Raw genomic sequence first — 19,207 nt, 5'->3', positions numbered from 1 at the left:
ACGCTTAATATGCTATGAATTCCATATCTCCCAGGATTTTTCGGCCTGAAATTGAAGCATTTTGGAACCATTACTTATTTTACCGCCATGCTGCTCACCAGCCAATAAAAAAGCAGTTTTTTCCGGATTGTAAATAAGGTCGAAAAGCAAATGATGGCTGGTGATAAAGTTGTAGGGAATGTCGGGTTTGTCTTGAATGTTGGGGTAGGTGCCAAGGGGAGTGCAATTGATGATTACCGTATGCTGCAACAATACTTCTTGGTTGAGATCTGTGTAATTGAGCTGGTTGTCCTTGGGATTTCTTGAAACAAATTTATGGGATATACCCAATTTATTAAGTACAAAAGCCACAGCCTTGGAGGCCCCACCGGTGCCAAGGATGAGGGCCTTTTTATGGTGCTCCTTAAGATAGGGTTCTATGGATTTTTGAAAACCATAGGCGTCCGTGTTAAAACCTTCGGTCTTATTCCCATTGATCTTAATGGTATTTACAGCGCCAATGGCCTGGGCTTCCGGGTCTATTTTGGACAAAAAGGGCATAATCTGTTCTTTGTACGGAATGGTAACGTTAAAACCTTTTATGTTGCCGTTTGGTTCCAATAGATCCTTGAACATATCAATACGCTCCATGTCAAAATTTTCGTATGAATGCCTTTTCAACCCCATTTCAGAAAACTTTTTGGTAAAATAACCCCTTGAAAACGAATAGGAAATATTTTTTCCGATTAAACCAAATCTAATTTTATCTCTTTCTGTTTTTTCCATACCAGTCTAATCCTAATAAAATTAATATCCCGAAAAATATAAAAAAAATGGCCCACCAAGTCTCAGAAGATCCCAAATGTGGCAGATACCTTTCATAATTCTTGATTATCGGGTTGTTGTTCGTGTCCAAGAGTAAATTACCATTGACGTCCGTTTTAAATAATGTCCGTTTCCATGGCCATACCACTCCTAACGAGCCTGTTATAAAACCTATTATTACCGCTGTGGTTAAATGTCTGAAATGTTTTAGTACGTAGGACAAAAGGTGGGAAAGGGTTACGAGTCCTGCGGCAGATCCCGTGGTGAAAACCGCCAAAATTTTCAAGGTGTCCAGCCGTGTTGGATTGCTGATAAAACTGTAGTCGCCCCTTATGATTTCAGAGAAGGTATCATAAAGTGCGTTTACGGAGTCTACCAAAAGCAGCACATAATTACCCAAAAGGATCAATATAAACGATCCAGAAAGTCCGGGCAAGGTCATGCCCGAGACACTGATAATGCCACAAAAGAATATGAAGATTAAATTGTCGTTTTGTGTAGCAGGATTAAGGAAGCTAATGGAAATACCAATGATTAAACCGATTATTCCTGCCGGGATGGTCTTTTTTCCCCAATGTCCAAAGTCCTTTCCTATGAAGTAAATGGAGCCCAATATCATTCCAAAAAAAGCTGACCACACAAAGAGCTCATTTCGTTCCAAAAAATAATCCAAAATTTTGGATACACTGAAATAACTCACCAACATACCAAAAATAAGGAGTGTTAAAAACTGACCGTTGGTATAGCGGTAGAAACTTTTTAACCTTCCACTGATCAGGAGTTTAAAGGCTTTTCCGTTTATTTTTTGAAGCGAATAAATGAACTCTTCATAAAATCCCCCTACAAAAGCGACAATACCTCCGGATACGCCAGGAACTTTATTAGCTGCACCCATAAATAAGCCCTTGATGACAAGGAAAAATTTATCCGTGAATGTTCTGGGGTTTCTCATTTGGGGTTGGGCGTTTATTTTTTAGCGGCCAATTTTTCCAGTATAAAAATAAGGGAAAAACCAAGTAATGAGAGAATAATTGCACTTATTAATTGGGAGTCTCCGTCAAAAGAAAAGGGTGATATGTTCCTATCTTTAATCGTAATTATTTTGTCCCCGAACATTTTGGTCTCCAGGACTTCTTTCCAGGGCCAAATTTTATTCAAGGAACCCAAGATAAATCCGGTAAGCAATGCCAAGGTTAGATTTTTATAATTGGTGAACATCCATTTTAGAAGTTTTGCAAAACTCAATAGTCCAAAAATGGCTCCTAGTCCTACAGTGATTACAATCTTAAGATCGCGTTCGTGAACTGCATCCAGTACGGTTTTGTAGGAACCTAAGAGTACAAGGATGAAAGCTCCGGATATACCAGGTAGAATCATAGCGCATATGGCCAACGCCCCTGAAAAGAACAAATAGGGGAGGGAGGCCGAATTTTCGGAAGGGGGCAACTGTGTAACGTAAAAAGCAATGGAAGCACCCAGGATCAATATTAATATTGCGGCCAAATTCCAATTTTTTATTTCCTTGCCCACCAATATTATACTTGCTACTACCAGACCAAAGAAAAAGGACCATAGGGGAATGGGTTCGTTCTCCATTAACCAACTAATAAGTTTGGCCAGGGAGAGGACGCTAATAGCGATACCTAAAAGAAGGGCAAGTAGAAAATTACCATTAAGTTTGGTCCAAAAAGCCCAAAAACCTTCCTTTCTTAAAGTGTTTAAAAGAGATATGTTTACGTTGTTAATACTGGTGATGAGTTCTTCGTAAATACCGGATATAAAAGCAATGGTCCCTCCTGATACACCAGGCACAACGTCCGCGGCACCCATAGCCATTCCCTTTAATGATATAAAAATGTATTGTAAAAGATTGCGATTTTCCATAAATGATAAAAAAACAAAAATAGTTTATTTATCTGGAAGCTTTTTTTACATCTTCAATTAAGTTTTGGGCCCAATCCGTCTTGAAGAATTGGGGAAACTCGTCCTCAAATAAGTGTAGTTGGTCGAGGTCTATTTTCAGGGCGTTGATCAACCTATATTGGGCTCTGGGAAAATCACTGATAAGCAGATAGAATCCAGCCATCTTATATTGCATTTCACATCGCTGAGGGTAAAATTCATGGCCTTGAAGCAATATTTCTATGGCGGCATGAACGTCCAGGTTTTGTACCGCTACATCTGCCCAATGAAACCATGTGTCAAATTCGTAATTGCCAAGGTCTACAGCCATCTGATACGCATAGTAGGCCTCGTCGTTATTTTTTAAGGCCGCATGTATCTTTCCACATTTTTTCCAGTACTTGGAATTTTCCCCATCAATATTTATAGCTTTATTGATGTAATACAGCGCTTTTTTATGATCATTCTGTCTAATGTAGTAATCGGTTATTGCCAACCAGCCCTTATCCAACAAAGGATCTTCGTGAACAGTTCTGTAATAATAGGATTTTGCCAATTCATCATTTTTCAATTTTTCATGGCATCTTCCAATCCTTAAATAGGCATGTGAAGTTGGATCCTCAATGGCAATTGTGGTCTCATAATTTTCAATGGCTTCGTTGTACTTGCCCAATTTTTCCAATACTTTGCCTTTCTCAAAATAAGCACCGATAAAAGTGTCATCAGAAATAATGGCAAAGTCAAAAGCCGTTATGGCTTCCTTGTACATCTTCTTTGTGAAATACATTTTGCCCAATTGGTGCCACGCTACTTCGCAATAAGGATTTCGTTCCAGATAATCATTAAGGTACACGATGGCACCGTCAAAATCCTCAAGAAATTCAAAACAGTAAATAACATTGTACAGGGATGAGTAATCCTCTTCATCGAAGGATACGCACATCATGAAATTCTGTTTGGCATCCTCAAAATTATCCATGAACAAATATTCCATTCCAAGCAAGGAATGGATGTCAAAACTGTCATCAGTTAAATTTAATGCATGGGTCAAAAGAGATACGGCTGCTTCGTGATTATCCTTCTTGGAATAAATATTGGCTCTTTGAATATATATTTCCTCATTATTGCTATCTATAACCTGTAGCTCATCCAACATTTTCTCTGCTAGTTCCAGATTATTTTCAAAAACAAGTACTTCTATGGATAACAATTTGAGTTCTACACTGTCCGGATGCTGTTGCAGGCCGATTTTAATGGCTTTTTTGGCCAATGCAATTTTACCATTATTGAGGTAGTGGTGAATAATATCTTGAAAATCTTCCGCGTCAAAGAAATAGACATCATCTGTCTTGAGCATGGATTCAAACTTAGCAATTGGTTGCCCTGGTCTCTCGTTTGGTTCTAATGCCATAGGAACTTCTAGTTATTCATTGGAACTAAAGTAGTCTTTTGAGGCTCTTAATTCCGACAGATTTGGTCTATTATATTAACAAATTAGTTAACAATTTATTGTTTAAGGTCATTTAATACCTCTAAAATTTGAGCACAGCCATGGCTAATTTCCTGATTGCTAATGGTCAATGGCGGTGATATGCGAATTGCATTTGGTTCAAAAAGCAGCCAGAATAATATAAGTCCTTTCTCCGCACATTTAAGGATTACTTCATTGGCTACTTCAGGTTTTTCCATCATTAAAGCCAACATCAGTCCTTTACCTCTAATTTCTTTTATCAATGGGTGCTGCAAATGTTTTCTAAAAAGAGTTTCCTTTTCCAAGGATTCTTGGATAAGGCTGCTTTCTGTTATTTCCTGCAAAGTGGCCAGACAGGCCGCTGCAATTACAGGATTGCCTCCAAAGGTGGTAATATGGCCAAGTTTTGGATTTTCTATAAGTGCTTGCATCATTTGGTTGGAAGCCACAAATGCCCCTACCGGCATTCCACCGGCCATGCCCTTTCCGATTACCAAAATATCCGGAATACAATCAAAATGTTCAAAAGCAAATAATTTTCCCGTTCGTCCAAATCCAGGTTGGATCTCGTCCAAAATTAACATGGCACCCACAGCCGTGCACCTTTCACGGACCTTTTTTAAATACCCGTTCTCCGGTAATATAAAACCAGCACCTCCCTGGATGGTTTCCAAAACAACAGCAGCCGTTTTATCGGTTATTGACAGTAAATCCTCCTCTGAATTAAAGCGAATAAAACCAACGTCTGGTATAAGGGGTCTAAAGGCGCTTTTCCGCTCCTCAAAGCCCATTATGCTTAGACTTCCCATAGTATTACCGTGGTATGCATGCCGAGCTGCAATAATTTGGCTTCTTCCCGTAAAGCGTCTAGCTAATTTTAAAGCGCCCTCAATAGCCTCTGTTCCTGAATTTACCAAATAAGTGGTTTCTAAGGGAGCAGGGAGAAGACTTGCCAGGAGCTTGGTATAGGCAACAGCCGGTTCTTGGATGTACTCGCCATAGACCATAACGTGCATATACTTTTGCGCTTGCTCCTGAATGGCAGCTACCACTCTTGGGTGGCAATGCCCCAAGCTACAAGCGGAAACTCCGGCAACAAAATCGAGATGGGCCTTTCCGTCAGTGTCGAAGATATAACTTCCTTTCGCATGTGAAATTTCCAAAGCCAAAGGGTGGGCCGAAGTTTGGGCCTGGTATTTAAAATAATCCTCTTTCATTTGCTCTAATTGTCAAGGACCCTAAAAATCCAGGTTTCATCCAAGTAATTGCCGTTGAAATTACTGTCTCGCGATTGGAGAGCTTCTTCCCAAGTATTAAATCGTTCTAAATAGACGTAGTGGTATTGGTTGAAATTACGGAAGAAATATTTAGGCTCCAAACCTTTTTTTGTAAGGCTTTCTATGAAATTTTCATAATTCTCCTTCACTTCAAATACGTTTGCAATTAAATAATAGCCGGGGTCCAAACCGTCCTCTTTGTCACCTTCTTCGTAACGTTCTTTTGTTTTTGATGCTGTAACGCTGGGCGTAGGATCTTCTTGTTGTTGATCCTTTTTGTCGATTTCCGATTTTTTCTTCGCGGGAATGGTCGGCAGTAATTTGGTAGAATTTATGGAATCACGCTTTTTTTGATCCTCTATGGCTTCCTCCGGCTCCACGTCCAAATCAATTGGATTTTCCACGCCTCGAATGGTAACTAGTTTAATATTGTTGTCGTCCTCATCAAATATGTCGTCCTTAGTAAGAATACGTTCATCCCCACGCCAAATAAAACCCTTTAGTAGCCTGCTATTCTCCGGGAGTTCCTTCTCCGGGAAAATATCCCCATCTGGATTGGTGATAAAAGTAATATCCTCAATCTCGTTATTGGCCAGGGTCATTCTTATGGCACTACATATGGTTTTATCTATTCCTATGAGTTCCTGATTGTCATTGTACATATAATAAATGACTTCCGTATTTTTTACCAGATCGATGATGTTAAGTTTGTTGTCTATGAATTTTCCAAAAAGATTCATGCCCTTGGCCTGATTATAGCCAACCTTGCTAATGGTATCTATAGAAATTATAAAGGCATTATTGATAACTTTTAGGGAGTCCAGTTTTTCGGTTTCCAAATTGGATAGTAAATGGATACTGTCTCCGGTCATTTGGTTTTCGCCGTTCCAAATAATGGGTTCGGTAATTAATTCCGTAATACCGGTCTTTTGGTTAAAATGGATGGAATCGCATTTGCCACTCAAATCGGTCTTGTAGAATTTTGCATTTCTGAAAGCCCTAAGGATACGTTGTTCCGGTTTTCCTGTAATCATCAGGGTGTCACCGTGCATATATAATGAATCCTGCTCCACTAGATTAATAGATACGGCCCTTTTGGTGGCAAAAACGGAATCCTTGGCCTTATATACTTCCGCGTAATGAGCCCTGATCAGTCCGTTGTTTACGGTATCCCTTATGGTAATATTATTCGTTGCGGAGGCAAATTCGGTCTTTTTGTCGAAATATAGGCTGTCCCCGGTAATAATGCGGTTATTATAGTCAATACGGGTGTTCTTTATTCCGTATCCGTTTTCAATTTTAGTATCGTAAAACCCACGTTCGCAGTACATTTTATAGGCTTCCCCAGTGATGGTGGACGGACCGTACAAATAGGCATTTTTAGACTCCGTATAGTAATCCAATTGTTTGGAAACCAGTTTAAATTCGGGGTTTACAAGGTTAACACTTTGCAAGAACTGGGATTTTTTAAGTTGTGTAAAGTAGCGTCCTATTTTACTGGTAAGGGTGTTGGAGGAATCTACTACGGTTCCGTTGTGTTCATAAAAAGCCTCTTGTTTTTCCCGGTCAAACCGCAAGGTATCCGTGGTGAGGGTCATGCTGGTATGGTTCAAAACCACATTTTCCCAAGCCTTGGCAAGGTTTAAATTGCCATCATAATCAATTTTGCCGCTGGTCAATTGTACGGAATCACCCTGTTGAAGTTTAATGTTCCCTATGGCCTTGAGCCTATTTTCTTTTTGGTAATAGATGGCAATATCACACCATAAATCCGCTCCTTCGTGTTCAAATTGTACCTGTCGGTCATCCTTGCTAAAGATGGCAGCCCCAGGATATTGTTTTTCATCTTTGGTAAAGTTGGCTCCATAAACAATGTTTATTTGTTTAACCTCTGCCTGGGGCTGTTGTGCACAACCACTCCAACAAATGAATACGGTTAATAATAAAAATACGGACTTAAGCAAAGTTTTAAATTTTGGTCAAAAATAGTATATTTTGAGGGAGGACAATATAGTTTGGGATAGTTTTAGTAAAACCCAAATAAGGAAAAAGCCATCTTTTAAGATGGCTTTTGTTTATCGATATATGGTCTGGGTCCTATCCGGTCCTACCGAAACAATCTTAATAGGTACTTCCAATTCTTTTTCCAAGAACTTAATATATTCCAACAAGGTGTCCGGAAGTTCATCCGACTTGCTCATTTTGGTCAAATCCTTGGCCCAGCCCTTCATTTCAGTGTAGACCGGGGTTACATATTCCGGTTCTATATTATAGGGTAAATGTTTTATCTGTGTTCCTTTGTAATTGTATGCCGTACATACTTTTAGGGTTTTAAAACCGCTGAGAACATCGGCTTTCATCATCATCAATTCAGTAACGCCATTAATTTCAACGGCGTATTTTAGAGCTACCAGGTCTAACCATCCGCATCGTCTTGGTCTACCTGTAGTTGCCCCGAATTCGTTACCTACCCTGCCCATGGTTGCTCCGTCCTCATCAAAAAGCTCCGTAGGGAATGGTCCGCTGCCCACACGGGTGGTGTATGCTTTGAAAATACCCAAAACGCTTCCAATTTTATTGGGTGCCACACCTAATCCTGTACATGCTCCCGCTGCTGTGGTATTGGATGAGGTTACAAACGGATAGGTTCCAAAATCGATATCCAATAGCGATCCTTGTGCGCCTTCTGCCAATATTTTTTTGCCTTCCCGCTGTGCATTGAAAATGTATTCCTCGCTATCTATGAAAGTCAATTTTTTAAGCTCTTCGACCGCCATAAAGAAATCGGCCTCCAATTCCTTTAGGTCATATTGAATCTCAACATTGTAAAAGCTTATCATAGCCTCATGTTTGTTGGCCAATGCCCTGTATTTTTCTTTCCAGTCCGAGAATTCCAAATCGCCTATTCTCATTCCGTTCCTTCCCGTTTTATCCATATAGGTGGGGCCAATACCTTTTAGTGTAGATCCAATTTTGGCCTTGCCTTTGGCGGTTTCTGAAGCAGCATCCAGCAAACGATGTGTGGGTAAAATTAAATGGGCCTTTCTAGAGATAAATAGTTTGGATTTTATATCTAGATTGAACTTTTTAAGATTATCTAGTTCCTTTTTAAAGATAACAGGGTCTATCACCACACCGTTGCCTACAATGTTAATAGCGGTTTCGTGGAAAATTCCTGAAGGAATGGTATGTAAAACATGTTTTATACCATCGAATTCTAGAGTGTGGCCCGCATTGGGTCCACCTTGGAAACGTGCAATAATGTCATAGTTTTTAGTTAAAACATCAACTATTTTCCCTTTTCCTTCATCTCCCCATTGGAGTCCTAGTAGTAAATCTACTGCCATTCTTTATGTAATTGGATTAATTATTCGTGTTCTCTTCTTTGTTTCGTGTTCCGTAAAAATAGAGGGAGTGGGTGTTGATCTTAATATTGAAAACTTCCTCAATCGTCTTTTTTATACTCTGAATACGGGGATCGCAAAATTCCATGACCTCACCGGTATCCGTAAGGATAACATGATCGTGCTGTCTGTCAAAATAGGATTTTTCGTATTGGGCCTGATTTTTTCCAAATTGGTGTTTTCTTACCAACTTGCATTCCAATAGAAGCTCAATGGTGTTATATAGTGTAGCCCTGCTTACACGATAATTTTTGTTTTTCATAGTGATATAGAGCGATTCTATATCAAAATGTTCTTCGCTATCGTAGATCTCCTGTAAAATTGCGTAGCGCTCCGGAGTTTTTCTGTGACCATTTTCCTCCAGAAAAGTGGTGAAGACATTTTTAACTATTTCTTGATTCTTGTTTTCGGCCATAACATTTACCCAGCATTAGGGTACAAATGTACAGTTAAAATTTAAATTCTGGATACTTTATCGATACCGTTAATGCGCTTTAGATTATCTATAACTTTTTTAAGGATAGCATTGTTTTTTACAACAAGTGTGATTCTTCCCGAGAATGTTCCGCCATCTGTACTAAAATTAATATTTCTCATATTAACATGTAAATTTCCGGAGATTACTTCACTAATTTCACTGATCAAGCCTAGATTATCTATTCCGGTTAGCATTATTTCTACCGTAAATTCTTCCTGGGAAGAATCGATCCATTTAGCCGAAATAATTCTATAGGCGTAATTGGACTGTAGGGAAATGGCATTGGGACAGTTTTTCTTGTGTACCTTGATTCCATCGTTTACGCTAACAAATCCAAATACCTCGTCCCCCGGAATGGGATTGCAGCATTGGGATAATTTATACTCCAACTTGTCTTCTTCCTTTCCAAAAACAAGGGTGTCATATTTTGAGGTTATTTCTTCTTTGTGAATATCCTCCGGAACTGGAGTTCTCTTTATCTTGTTTTTAAAGAAAGTTATAAATGCATTGCTATAAGAGGCTGCAAATTCTTTAAGCATCTGATTGTCAATAGCCCCTATGCCCACTCTATAGAACAAATCCAAGCTGGTCTTGAGCTTAAAAAAGATGACCAATTTATTTATGGTATCCTCGTTAAGGGAAATTTTTTGGGATTTTAATTTACGCCTAAGGACTTCCTTGCCTTCCATGGCCGTAGACTTCTTTTCTTCCCTTAGTGAGGATTTTATTTTGGCCCTTGCCCTTGCCGTTGTAGCGTAATCCAACCAGCTTTGACTGGGTTTGGCGGTGTCGGAGGTGAGAATATCCACTTGGTCTCCACTTTGCAATGTGGTATTCAAGGGTACCAGTTTACCATTTACTTTGGCCCCCCGGGTGTGCATGCCCACTTCGGTGTGAATATTGAATGCAAAATCCAAAGGGGTGGCCCCTTTTGGAAGGGATTTTAATTCACCTTTGGGCGTAAATACAAAAATCTCTTTGGAATAAAGGTTGAGTTTAAATTCCTCTACAAAATCAACTGCATTGGTATTTGCATTTTCTAGGGCCTCCTGTAGCTTGTTCAGCCATTCCTCAATTCCCTGTTCTTTCTGATTGCCGTGTTTGTATTTAAAATGCGCGGCATAACCCTTTTCGGCAATTTCATGCATTCGTTCGCTACGGATCTGAACTTCTACCCATTTGCCCTTTGGCCCCATTACTGTAATGTGCAAGGCCTCATAACCCGTAGATTTTGGAGAAGAGATCCAATCTCGCAAACGGACAGGGTTGGGGGTAAAGTGATCGGTAACAATGGAATATATTTTCCAGGCCAGAAACTTTTCGTTGTGCCGGTCCGATTTGTATATTATGCGAATCGCAAATTTGTCATATATTTCATCGAAGGCTACATTCTGTACCTTCATTTTTCGGCGAATGGAAAATATGGATTTCATCCGCCCTTTTATATAGTAATTCAGATTTTCCTTATCCAATGAGTCACTGATCACCCCGGAAAAAGCATCGATATAGGCTTGTTGTTCTTCTTTGGACTCTTCAATCTTTCCTAGAATATCTTCGTAAACATCCGGTTCAGTGTATTTAAGACTAAGGTCTTCAAGTTCCGTTTTAATATTGTACAGCCCTATTCTATGCGCTAATGGAGCATAAATGTACAAGGTTTCCGATGCTATCTTTACTTGTTTATGCTCCGGCATGGAATCCATAGTGAGCATATTGTGATACCTGTCGGCTATTTTTATAATGATTACCCTTACATCATCATTAAGGGTAAGTAGCATTTTTCTAAAGTTCTCTGCCTGTTGGGAAATGTTCATGTCCTTTTTCAGGTGAGCTATTTTAGTAAGTCCGTCTACAATACGTGCCACAGTGTCGCCAAACATGCGTTCTATGTCCGCCAAGGTGTATTCAGTGTCCTCAACAACATCATGAAGTAGGGCAGAGGCTATAGAAACGGCATCCAAGCCAATTTCGGAGGCTACTATTTTGGCCACTGCTATTGGATGAAATATGTAGGCTTCACCCGATTTGCGTCTTTGGTTTTTATGCGCGTCAACAGCAATATCAAAGGCGGAGCGTATCAATTTCTTATCCTCATCGGTAAGATTTTGATAGCTTATACGGAGCAGTTCTTTATACTGCTTTGCTATTTCCTTATTTTCTTTTTCTATTGCAGCTTCGGTCATCATATATTAAAAATAGAACAAACTATAATAGTAGACAACAAATATTATGCCTTTAAATTTTGAATTCTGGACATTAAGGTTGGGTGTGAATAGTGCATAAAAACGTAAGCTGGGTGAGGAGTGAGATTACTTAGGTTATTCTTGGATAGTTTTTTCAAGGAAGTAATCAGGGGTTTGGGGGCAAATGTTTTTTTTGCAAAATCGTCGGCCTGATATTCAAATTTCCTGGACATGGCGTTCATGACCAATCCGGTAATTTCGGAAATGGGGCTGTACAATATTCCAAAACCAATAAGCGCCGCATGGAAACTGGGTTGGGAAACACCAATAGCCAAAGATACCTCAGGGTTATTTATAAAAATGGAAAGTATAAATAGAGTAAGGCCAGTTAGTAAAATAGAGGCCGATAGATTAAAAAGGATGTGTTTTCTTTTGTAATGTCCCACTTCATGCGCCAGAACTGCCACAATTTCGTCCTCCTCAAGATCGTTGATCAAGGTATCGTACAGTGTTATTCTCTTTTCTTTGTCAAATCCCGAAAAATAGGCATTGGCCTTGGTAGATCTCTTTGATCCGTCTATCACAAATATATTTTTTAGTTCAAAACCCACATTTTTGGCGTAGGCTTCAATCTTATTTTTTAAAGTCCCATCCGATAGAGGAGTTTGTTTGTTGAAAAGGGGTACGATCAGTTTGCTGTAAAACAGGTTCATAAATAGTGAAAAAACGGCAATGAGCGCCCAGGCATAAATCCAAAAGTTGGTGCCCGCCCATTGAAAAAACCAGATGATCATTGCCAAAATTCCACCACCAAGAATAATCATCATAACCCACCCCTTAATTTTATCCATCCAGAATAACTTTATAGTACTCTTGTTAAAGCCGAATTTTTCTTCAATTACAAAGGTGTGGTAATAGGAAAAGGGGGTGGTAACAATATCATTCCCGATCATAATGATTCCGAAAAAGATAAGTGCAATCAGAATAGGGTTCTCGCTGAAGCTCCTTGCAATGGTATCTATCCAATCAAATCCCCCAAAAATCAGAAATATTAAGGTCAGGCATAGGGAGAAGACAGAACTTATCAACCCAAAACGGTAGTTGGTTTTTTTATACTCTTGTGCTTTTCTGTATTCCTCCTTGTCGAAGACGTCATTCAGTTCATTGGGGACAACATCCGAATAACGCTTGGCATTTAAATATTCGAGAACGGCCTCAATAGAAAATTGAATCAACAAAATGACTATTATGATATAAAATAGGGTGTTACTGCTCATTTAAAAAAATTAATGGATTTCTATATTAATTTATGGTGTAGTCTTTTTTGGGTTCAGGTACCTTTTTCTAAACCCCCCTTTGTCTCCTTGCCTCAAAGATAAGTATTGCTGCCGATACCGAAACATTCATGGAGTCTATTTCTCCCTGCATGGGAATTATTATATTTTGGGATGCCTTGTTCAGCCATTGCTCGGATAGGCCCGTTGCCTCTGTGCCAACGACGATTGCCGTACCTTGAGTATAATCTACTTCGGTATAAGGTATGGATGCGCTTAATGCCGCACAGTTGATGGTAATATTGTGGCCAATCAGGAACTGGATAATTTCTTCAGTGGATCCTAATGCTATATTGGTAGTAAATACACATCCAACACTCGAACGGATTATATTTGGGTTGTACAGGTCGCTTTTTGGGTTGGCAATAATTACGGCATCCAAACCGGCTGCATCCGCGGTACGTAGAAGGGCACCGATATTGCCCGGTTTTTCAGGTGCTTCCGCTACCAAAACAAGTGGGCTATTGTTTTTGAATTTTAGAGATTCCAAAGCATGTTCCTTTGTTGAAGCTATGGCCAATAAACCCTCAGTGGTATCCCTATGCGCTAATTTTTGAAATATATCCTTTGAAATGGCTATTATTTCGGGCACAGGCGATATACCCTTTATTAATTCCAAAGTAGTATCACTGCTGATGAGCTCTGGATAGAAAAGAATGGTCTTTAGGGTGTATTGCCCCTTAATGGCAAGCTCAAGTTCCTTGACGCCCTCAATGACAAAGAGGCCATTTTTTTTTCGTTCCCTCGATTTTTCTTTTAGTGATATTGTACTCTTTACCAATGGGTTGTGAATACTGTTAATCTCTTTTATGTAGCTCATTGGTGCAAAAATAATATATTATCGTTAAGTTGATTGAAGTTGTGCGACAATTAGGAAGACAAAAAAACAAGTTTTATGAAGTTTGTAATTACAGTGTTGGTATTGGTTAGTGTGTTATCCTGTAAGACGGAAAACAAAACAAAGGAAGTTGATGTGGAACTGGCAGTGCCTAAGAAAGAAAAAGCCTTGAATATGGTGAAATATCCGGATGCATTGAAAAAAATTTTTGAAACCCATGGGGGAATAACCAATTGGAAGGGCAAAAAGACTTTGGCTTTTAAACTAGGGGAGGAGCTGCATACGATAGATCTTCAAAACAGGATGGATAGGGTGGACGGTCCGGCTTATTCCCTTGGATTTGATGGAGATAAGGTTTGGCTTCTGAACGAGGGAAATGCATATAACGGTGATCCTGTATTTTATCACAACCTTATGTCTTATTTTTTTAATATGCCCTTTGTATTGGGGGATAAGGGTATTGTTTATGATGAAACGGAAGATTTGGTTTATCAAGGGGTAAATTATCCAGGTATTGCCGTTAGCTTCAATACGGGAGTAGGTACCTCCTTTAAGGATGAGTACTTTTTACACTATGACCCCCAGACTTATAAAATGGCCTGGCTTGGGTATACGGTAAGTTATAGAAGTGGTGAACGTTCAAATAATGTAAATTGGATAGGATATCACGACTGGACGGAAGTAGATGGACTCATGGTCCCAAAGGCGTTGACTTGGTACAGCACCGAAGGGCGCATAATTAAGGAGCCTAGAGAACCAGTCGTATTTGAACAGATTAAGTTTGGTGAACAGGCCAAACCGGCAAACTTTTTTCAGAAACCCGAAATGGGGATATTTGTGGAGGGGAAAGTGCAAGAATAAAAAATTACTATCATTCTTTGGCAGATTGGGGCATTCAAAAAGAGGAGCTTAGTAGTCAGAAATACTAGGGGTAACTTTCCAAGTATTTCTGACTATAAGGGATTTATTTTCTTTTCAACCCTATGAAACGCCAATTGGGTTTAAGGTAGCGTTTTTGTGTTATAATGGATTTTTCTGGTAATAGCTTACTAAAAGGGTCACTACGGCATTGTAGCTTCTTATGCCATCTTTCTGATTGTTGGCTTTTAGAAACGTGTTGAATATGGATTTAAAAACAGGCTCCATGGGATTTTCATGTGCCTCCCAAAATTCGGCCAATTCTTTATAGTTCTTTTTTACGCCGGGATTTAGTTTGTTGTATTGGCTATTAAACTCATCTTGATCCCAACTTACAAGTTCGTTAAGGCAATAACTTAGGGCGTAGGCATATGCGGAATACTTAAAATAGATATCCTCGTTGCTCACAGTTGCCATATAACCAATAAAATTGGTTTCATTTTCTGCAGAAAACCCCAATTGATGTCCTATCTCATGGCCGCAAATAACGGGAAATCTAAAATTTGGAAGGGCACTATTGGCTTGGGCCTCGTTGGTAAACGGATTTAAATAGCCGCCATAACCCATATAGCTTAGAGGGATGCTGAAAACGGATTTTTTTAAACTGGGCTGACGGTAGGCGAAAAGTGGGATTTTATTTTCCAAGGATTGGTAACCTTCTATGGTACGGGCCATTATTTCTTTTTTGCTATAAGGAACCTGAACCATTTTACTGGTGTCTGCGGTAATACTAAATTGCAATTCATTGGTTTTTAGTACAAGTTGGTCTATAAAATTCACCAAGTCTTGCTGACTGTGTTTTGCACCCAATCCCAATGTTTTGGAAAGGGGTTCCCTATAATAATTTAGACCCCATAGGAGATGAAAGGTAAAATAAGCTATGGATAGTACCATTGTAATATCGCGTAGAAATCCAAGCGGTTTTTTTTTTATGGCCATTCTGTTTACGACAATATATCTAACTCCCAGAATAATCAGGAGCGCATATAATAAATCTCCAACAGAGAAAGGAATCCATCCCATTATGGTACGCCAAAACCAGGATATAACGGGATATATCCCCCTACTGTAATAGGTTTCTATAAATTCAGGATATTGCCCTAGCCATTTTACCAAGATTATTTGAGGAACAAATAAAATGACGATAAGATTTTTAATTTTGGTATTCATGAAGTCAAAAATAACCAATAAAGTAGCATGGTTGTTTTTCTATCTTTATTTTTGATTTTATAATCTAAAAATATGAATGAGGAAATAAGAGTTTTAGAGCCAAAAAATATCTGGAATAAATTTGCCGATCTGAATGCGGTTCCAAGACCCTCCAAACATGAGGAGCGGGTTATAGAGTTTATGATGGACTTTGGAAAGGCCCTTGGACTAGAGACCTTCGAGGATGCCGTTGGGAACGTGATAATAAAGAAGCCTGCGACGGTGGGTATGGAAGATAGGAAGACCGTAATCCTGCAGTCGCATTTGGATATGGTACATCAAAAAAATGCCGATACCGATTTCGATTTTAAGACCCAAGGTATAGAAATGTATGTCGATGGAGATTGGGTAAAGGCAAAGGGTACCACCTTGGGGGCCGACAACGGTCTGGGAGTGGCCACCATAATGGCACTTTTGGAAAGCAAGGATATTCCTCTTCCGCCTTTGGAAGCACTTTTTACTATAGATGAAGAAACTGGAATGACTGGGGCCGAAGGGTTAAAGGGAGGATTGTTGCAAGGGGATATTTTGTTGAATCTGGATACAGAGGATGATGATGAAATTGATATTGGGTGCGCTGGAGGCGTAGATGTTACGGCGAAAGGGATTTATAGGGAGGTGCCTGTGAACGAGGAATACACAGCCTTTAAAATAGAGGTAAAAGGACTTTCGGGAGGTCATAGTGGAATGGATATTCATCTGGGGCTCGGTAATGCCAATAAGATAATGAATACTTTATTGATGTTGGGGCAGGAGCGACTCGGTTTAAGGGTTACTAAAATTGACGGTGGGGGATTAAGAAATGCAATCCCTAGGGAAAGCACGGCTTTGGTAGCAATGAAATCATTGGATTCAAATGAATTCGATGCCTTGTTTAAAGATTGGGCCAATAGTTTAAAGAAAGAATTTGCGGCTACAGAGCCCAATCTCAAAATGGTCTATGAACCTGCAAGTCTTCCAAAAATGGCAATGGAATCCAAAGACCAGTTGGCTTTATCTGAGGCGATAAGAAATGCCCATAATGGAGTCTACGCCATGAGTAAGAGTATGAAGGACTTGGTAGAGACATCCAATAATATTGCAAGAGTAGAGGTCGGAGAGGGTCAAATAAAAATAGCATGCCTAACTAGGTCATCCGTGGAGGCCGGTAAAATGGAATTGGCCAAAAAACTGCAGGATAATTTTGAAAAGTCAGGGTATGAAGTGACTTTAAGCGGAGATTACCCTGGCTGGGATCCAAATCCCGATTCCGCTATCCTAAAACTATTGCAGGCTAAATATATAGAGCTTTTTAATGAGCGGCCCAAAGTAGTTGCCTGTCACGCCGGTTTGGAATGTGGTATATTGGGAAAGAATTACCCAGAGGTAGATATGATAAGTTTTGGACCTACTATCAAAGGGGCCCATTCTCCCGATGAACGTGCCAGTATATCTTCATTGCAAAAATTTTGGATGTTTATTTTGGAAATACTGAGGGAAACCCCAAAAATATAGGTTTATCACGACCTAAAAGATGTACGGAGCGTACCATTTACAAAGGGTTTGTAACAATGATATAGCTTTCCAAAAAACAGTTCGGTTTTACAAGTACGGGGGAGTAATTTATTTTAGGTTGGTATGATTAAATTTCTTATATTTAAGAGAATCAAAATTAATTTGACATGGGAATAAAAAGTTTTCAGGGTCCTAGAGTTCAACCACCCAGTGAAGAAGCACCACTGAGGGTTAGTGATTATATGACCAAAAAACTGATTACTTTTAGACCTGAGCAATCTGTTGAAGAAGTAATCGTGGCCCTATTGAAGTATAAAATTTCAGGGGGACCAGTAGTGAATGACAAGAATGAATTGATAGGGATGATTTCTGAAGGAGATTGTATTAAGCATATAAGCGAAAACCGATACCACAATCTGCCAAGCTCCAATTTGAACGTTGAGGGACACATGATAAAAAATGTTGAAACCATTGACGGGAACATGAATATTTTTGATGCGGCCAATAAGTTTTTGAATGAAAAGCGCAGACGTTTCCCTATAGTGGAACATGGAAAATTGGTCGGACAAATTTCCCAAAAAGATATATTAAAGGCTACCTTAAAGCTCAAATCTCAAAACTGGAAATAGGTTTTTCTCCGGGATGTGGTTGAAAGGGTAACTTTTTTTAATCCTTCCAGCCATTTGGATTTGAATTGTAGGGTTTATAGAAATAAGTAATAAAAAAAACCCTTGTCGGTCTCTCTACACAAGACCAGCAAGGATTTTTTAGTTTTTGGTATATAATTATTGGGCTATTCCCGTAATTTCCAAATCAAAGATCAACTTTGCATTGGGTGGGATAGGGCCATATCCAGCCTCACCATAGCCTAAATGGGAAGGGATGAATAAACGAACCTTGTCACCTACCTTCATTTGCATTAGGCCCTCCTTGAAGCCAGGGATTATTCTTGCTTCCGGGCTGTAGTCCATTGGAATCGCTTCATAACCACGACCTTGTTTTCTAGCCTCGTCGTACACTCCGTATTTTTTGGCAACCTCTTCAAAGTTGCTATCAAATAAAGAACCGTCGGATAAATATCCGGCATAAAGCACTTTAACTTTCTGTCCCACTTTGGGTTTTTCTCCGCTACCCTCTGCAAGGGTAAGTATTTTAAGTCCGGATGGGAGTTCTTCTGCAGTGCCTTCCTCTGCAGTAATTTGAGCAACGAAGTCGGTTTTCATTTTCGCCATGGCCTTGGCTTTTTCCTCTGCCTCGGCAAAGTAATTGCTCATCACTTTTACAGCATCAAATTTTTTGGCTTCCTTACCATTTCTGATAATTTCAACGCTGTTCATAACCACATCCGTAACGGGTCTGTCCCCTTCTCCAGTTTTAACATTGGCGATGGAATCAACAATATCCATTCCTTCAACGACTTCGCCAAATACGGTGTGTCTACCGTCTAAAAAGGGGGTTTCCTTATGGGTTATAAAGAATTGGCTTCCGTTGGTAGTGGGTCCTGAATTTGCCATAGAAAGGATACCCGCTTTATTGTGGGTAAGTGAATCATTGAATTCATCCTTAAATTTATATCCAGGATTGCCCATTCCCGTACCAGTGGGATCTCCTCCCTGAATCATAAAGTCTTTTATAATCCTATGGAAGATAATGCCATCGTAGTATTTTTTACCTTTTAGGCTGTCGGTCACAAAAGGATTTTTACCTTCCGCTAAGGATATAAAATTGGCAACGGTCAAAGGAGTTTTTTGGTACTCCAATTTCAGGAGGATTTCACCTTTGGTGGTGGTAATATCCGCAAAAATACCATCTCCCAAATCGGCATGCTTGCTAGACTTGCAGCTGGAAAATGCTATGGATACGATTGCCAATAGTAAATAAATTTTCTTCATTTT

The 19,207-nt window shown here is 39.5% G+C and carries 15 protein-coding genes and 1 pseudogene; 3 read left to right on the top strand and 13 right to left on the bottom strand.

What is annotated here, in order from left to right:
• Positions 1-12: 12 nt before the first annotated feature.
• From MWU84_RS09715 to MWU84_RS09665, 11 genes and pseudogenes are all read right to left on the bottom strand, one after another.
• Positions 13-765: a shikimate dehydrogenase gene (locus MWU84_RS09715; protein ID WP_246901103.1), complete on the bottom strand. Its 753-nt coding sequence runs from the start codon at positions 763-765 to the stop codon at positions 13-15.
• Positions 743-1,756, bottom strand: coding sequence for a DUF368 domain-containing protein (locus MWU84_RS09710; protein WP_246901100.1), 1,014 nt, complete (start codon positions 1,754-1,756; stop codon positions 743-745). Before MWU84_RS09710 ends, MWU84_RS09715 begins: the two co-directional genes overlap by 23 nt.
• A 14-nt stretch (positions 1,757-1,770) precedes the next feature.
• A complete protein-coding gene (locus MWU84_RS09705) occupies positions 1,771-2,688 on the bottom strand; it encodes a DUF368 domain-containing protein (protein WP_246901098.1) in 918 nt (305 codons plus the stop codon).
• A 28-nt stretch (positions 2,689-2,716) separates the two neighbouring features.
• Positions 2,717-4,117 (bottom strand): tetratricopeptide repeat protein, encoded by a 1,401-nt coding sequence (locus MWU84_RS09700; RefSeq protein WP_246901095.1) that lies wholly within the window; start codon positions 4,115-4,117, stop codon positions 2,717-2,719.
• A gap of 95 nt (positions 4,118-4,212) precedes the next feature.
• Positions 4,213-5,394, bottom strand: coding sequence for an aspartate aminotransferase family protein (locus tag MWU84_RS09695; RefSeq protein ID WP_246901091.1), 1,182 nt, complete (start codon positions 5,392-5,394; stop codon positions 4,213-4,215).
• Positions 5,395-5,819: 425 nt separating this feature from the next.
• Positions 5,820-7,382: pseudogene (locus MWU84_RS09690) on the bottom strand (OstA-like protein); the annotation flags it as partial.
• 147 nt (positions 7,383-7,529) lie between these two features.
• Positions 7,530-8,801 (bottom strand): adenylosuccinate synthase, encoded by a 1,272-nt coding sequence (locus tag MWU84_RS09685; RefSeq protein ID WP_246901087.1) that lies wholly within the window; start codon positions 8,799-8,801, stop codon positions 7,530-7,532.
• 16 nt (positions 8,802-8,817) lie between these two features.
• Complete coding sequence (locus tag MWU84_RS09680; RefSeq protein ID WP_246901085.1) at positions 8,818-9,273, bottom strand: transcriptional repressor; 456 nt, start codon at positions 9,271-9,273, stop codon at positions 8,818-8,820.
• Positions 9,274-9,314: 41 nt separating this feature from the next.
• A complete protein-coding gene (locus MWU84_RS09675) occupies positions 9,315-11,519 on the bottom strand; it encodes a RelA/SpoT family protein (protein WP_246901171.1) in 2,205 nt (734 codons plus the stop codon).
• 44 nt (positions 11,520-11,563) lie between these two features.
• Entirely contained in the window at positions 11,564-12,796 is a 1,233-nt protein-coding gene (locus tag MWU84_RS09670) for a M48 family metallopeptidase (protein WP_246901083.1), read from the bottom strand.
• A gap of 67 nt (positions 12,797-12,863) precedes the next feature.
• Entirely contained in the window at positions 12,864-13,673 is an 810-nt protein-coding gene (locus MWU84_RS09665; protein WP_246901080.1) for an RNA methyltransferase, read from the bottom strand.
• Between the two features lie 75 nt (positions 13,674-13,748).
• Between MWU84_RS09665 and MWU84_RS09660 the strand changes: the two genes are divergently transcribed.
• Entirely contained in the window at positions 13,749-14,552 is an 804-nt protein-coding gene (locus MWU84_RS09660) for a DUF6503 family protein (RefSeq protein WP_246901079.1), read from the top strand.
• A 159-nt stretch (positions 14,553-14,711) separates the two neighbouring features.
• Here the strand turns inward: MWU84_RS09660 and MWU84_RS09655 are convergent, their stop codons facing one another.
• On the bottom strand, positions 14,712-15,779 hold the full coding sequence (locus MWU84_RS09655) for a DUF3810 domain-containing protein (RefSeq protein ID WP_246901078.1): 1,068 nt from the start codon (positions 15,777-15,779) through the stop codon (positions 14,712-14,714).
• Positions 15,780-15,851: 72 nt separating this feature from the next.
• Here MWU84_RS09655 and MWU84_RS09650 point away from each other — a divergent pair, with 72 nt between their 5' ends.
• Together MWU84_RS09650 and MWU84_RS09645 are read left to right on the top strand one after the other, a co-directional pair.
• Entirely contained in the window at positions 15,852-17,312 is a 1,461-nt protein-coding gene (locus MWU84_RS09650; protein ID WP_246901077.1) for an aminoacyl-histidine dipeptidase, read from the top strand.
• Between the two features lie 167 nt (positions 17,313-17,479).
• Positions 17,480-17,941 (top strand): CBS domain-containing protein, encoded by a 462-nt coding sequence (locus MWU84_RS09645; protein WP_246901074.1) that lies wholly within the window; start codon positions 17,480-17,482, stop codon positions 17,939-17,941.
• A gap of 156 nt (positions 17,942-18,097) precedes the next feature.
• On the opposite strand, the gene MWU84_RS09640 is transcribed toward MWU84_RS09645, so the two are convergent.
• The gene (locus tag MWU84_RS09640; RefSeq protein WP_246901071.1) at positions 18,098-19,204 is read right to left on the bottom strand and encodes a peptidylprolyl isomerase; all 1,107 of its coding nucleotides are present in this window, start codon (positions 19,202-19,204) and stop codon (positions 18,098-18,100) included.
• Between the last annotated feature and the right edge of the window lie 3 nt (positions 19,205-19,207).

Source organism: Arenibacter sp. F20364, assembly GCF_023015905.1.
Taxonomy (GTDB): domain Bacteria; phylum Bacteroidota; class Bacteroidia; order Flavobacteriales; family Flavobacteriaceae; genus Arenibacter.
This window is presented reverse-complemented; position numbering and strand designations above follow the sequence as displayed.